The organism is Chryseosolibacter histidinae, from assembly GCF_018598225.1.
GTDB lineage: Bacteria > Bacteroidota > Bacteroidia > Cytophagales > Cyclobacteriaceae > Chryseosolibacter > Chryseosolibacter histidini.
On record NZ_JAHESF010000093.1, the window covers coordinates 1 to 2,158 of the forward strand.

Below are 2,158 nucleotides of genomic sequence, written 5' to 3' on the forward strand. Positions count from 1 at the left end.
GGGTATGCAAGTCGTGATTCGGACCTGGGTCAAATGATACTTTTGTTGGATGTGATTTTGAGCAACTGATTGAGATTTCGGTGCCGCTCCGAGGCCGCGGCGGGGGCCTCGTCATATGCCATTCGGACTCAACCCAACCCGCGCATGCTCCTGCCAGACCAAAAGTTGGCTTATGTCCTCATGGCATATGACTGGAAGAAGTGGGGTCGACGATAGAGTTGCTGCGACATGGGGCGGGATTTGGGTTAGCAGTGTACCGGAGACTTGTTGGGGCAACGGGATGGGTAACATTTTTTTGATCTGGTTGATATAGGGGCATACGACGTAAGGAGAACGCTGAAAATCCTGTAAAAGAGTAGGCACCAGATTAAAACCAAAAAAAATGAAAACAACCTTGAGAAGATGGACGAGCGCGTCCGTGAAGATCGCTGCTTTTGTAACGTTTGCCCTGCTGGCGGCGTGCGCTGACGAAGGACTGGAGGCTCCGGAGGCAGCAAGAAATGCCGAGGCTATTGAAGCACCTGCGGGCGAAGCCGACTCTGGACCTTTTAGTGCCCTGGGCGGCTGTCCTGATGACCTGACGAATGACGGCTGCAACTTTACAGCGGGCACGGGAAGGGATCATCCTAACCAGTACCTGATGGTGAACATGATGAACAACTGCAGAACGGAACCGCTGCCGTCTAACTGTACCTGGAATGGTAACATCACCGAAACGCGCAATATTGAAGTGGACCTGAGTAATTGCTGCTACCCGGCAAGCTCACTGAATTTTCAGATGAATACCTGGAAAGCGCTGGCGGCCAGCAACAGACCCGCTTCCAATTACCTGATCACGAATTATCAAAGGATCTCAGGGTATATGGTTACCAGTTATGGGCCTTACAGGATGGTGATCAGGGTTACTTACAGGAAGAAAGGGTTGTGCAGTGAGGTGGCCGAGAAAGGAGGGATTGCGTTGCCGCAGTAAAATAGATTGTAAGGGACTCCACGGGCGGGGTCCCTTTTAATTGCAGGGTTATGGGTCGAGTGATGGTTTATTTGAATGTAGATTCTGAGTAATTGATTAAGATTTCGGTGCCGCTCCGAGGCCGCGGCGGGGCCTCGTCATATGCCATTCGGACTCAACCCAACCCGCACATGCCACTGCCAGGCCAAAGGTAGGCTTATGTCCTCATGGCATATGACTGGAAGAAGCGGGGTCGACGATAGGGTTGCTGCGACATGGAGCGGGCTTTGATTATGCAGTTGGGTTACGTAGTATCCCGTTCATTGCCTATTGGTTTTTGCCTACTGCGTATTATGTCTTACCTAGTAGCGTGAACTCTACGATCACTTTTCCGGCGTTGAAATTGGAGTACAACAATTTCACCAGGCTGCGGTTGTCCATCTCCAGGGCGATGTCGAAGGCTTGCTGGAACTGATCGGCGTTGTAACCCAGCACCTCTATGACATTGAGCATGTCCGTGTCAGGGCGACGGGACTTTAGTATGATCGAGATCTCTTTTTCGAATTTCATGGTTGTTGGTCCTTTTGTTAAAAATAATCGATACCATTCACTTTATAACGTTATCTCATCCTGGCTTTGAAGGTCAGACTGCAATTTCATTTTCTCAATCAAAGCTGCCCTTGCCCTTCTTACTTGCTGTCGAGTGTTAGTTTTTTTGGATGTGGATTTTGAGTAATAATTGAATTTTCGGTGCCGCTCCGAGGCCGCGGCGGGGGCCTCGTCATATGCCATTCGGACTCAACCCAACCCGCGCATGCCACTGCCAGGCCAAAGGTTGGCTTATGTCCTCATGGCATATGACTGGAAGTGGGGTCGACGATGGGGTGCTAATAGACGCTGAGTGTGCAGCGGGATGGGGGTGGAAATATCTGCGGCCCTCTGCGCCTTCTCTGCGACCTCCGCGGTTAATGGATTACCGGCTCAGAATAACGTAGTCCTGCAACACCGTTTGTAAAAAACGACGCTGGTCGGGGTCGGGGTTTTCGATGTTGAGGACGTCTTTGATACGTTTGGTGAGAAGGTCCATCGCTTCCTGGTGCGAGTCGTTTTCGAATTTACGGTAACGGTCCAGCGTAGACATGAACCGCAACGCGTGATGGTCCTCGAGGTTGCGGGCCTGGAGGTCTGAAGGGGTGTATGTGCTGTTAT

General features: G+C 51.2%; 3 protein-coding genes. 1 reads left to right on the forward strand and 2 read right to left on the reverse strand.

All coding sequences use genetic code 11. The annotated features are described in order from the left end of the window. Positions 1-382: 382 nt before the first annotated feature. A complete protein-coding gene (locus KK083_RS32290; RefSeq protein ID WP_254170291.1) occupies positions 383-970 on the forward strand; it encodes a hypothetical protein in 588 nt (195 codons plus the stop codon). Between the two features lie 330 nt (positions 971-1,300). Here the strand turns inward: KK083_RS32290 and KK083_RS32295 are convergent, their stop codons facing one another. Together KK083_RS32295 and KK083_RS32300 are read right to left on the reverse strand one after the other, a co-directional pair. After that, positions 1,301-1,519 (reverse strand): hypothetical protein, encoded by a 219-nt coding sequence (locus KK083_RS32295; RefSeq protein ID WP_254170292.1) that lies wholly within the window; start codon positions 1,517-1,519, stop codon positions 1,301-1,303. Positions 1,520-1,922: 403 nt separating this feature from the next. After that, positions 1,923-2,158 (reverse strand): DUF8484 domain-containing protein (locus tag KK083_RS32300; RefSeq protein WP_254170293.1); only part of this gene is annotated, 236 nt, incomplete at its 5' end.

Bases quoted from the DNA above. Each gene is read 5' to 3' on its own strand.
- KK083_RS32290 (WP_254170291.1), top strand. From the start codon at position 383: ATGAAAACAACCTTGAGAAGATGGACGAGCGCGTCCGTGAAGATCGCT.
- KK083_RS32295 (WP_254170292.1), bottom strand. From the start codon at position 1,519: ATGAAATTCGAAAAAGAGATCTCGATCATACTAAAGTCCCGTCGCCCT.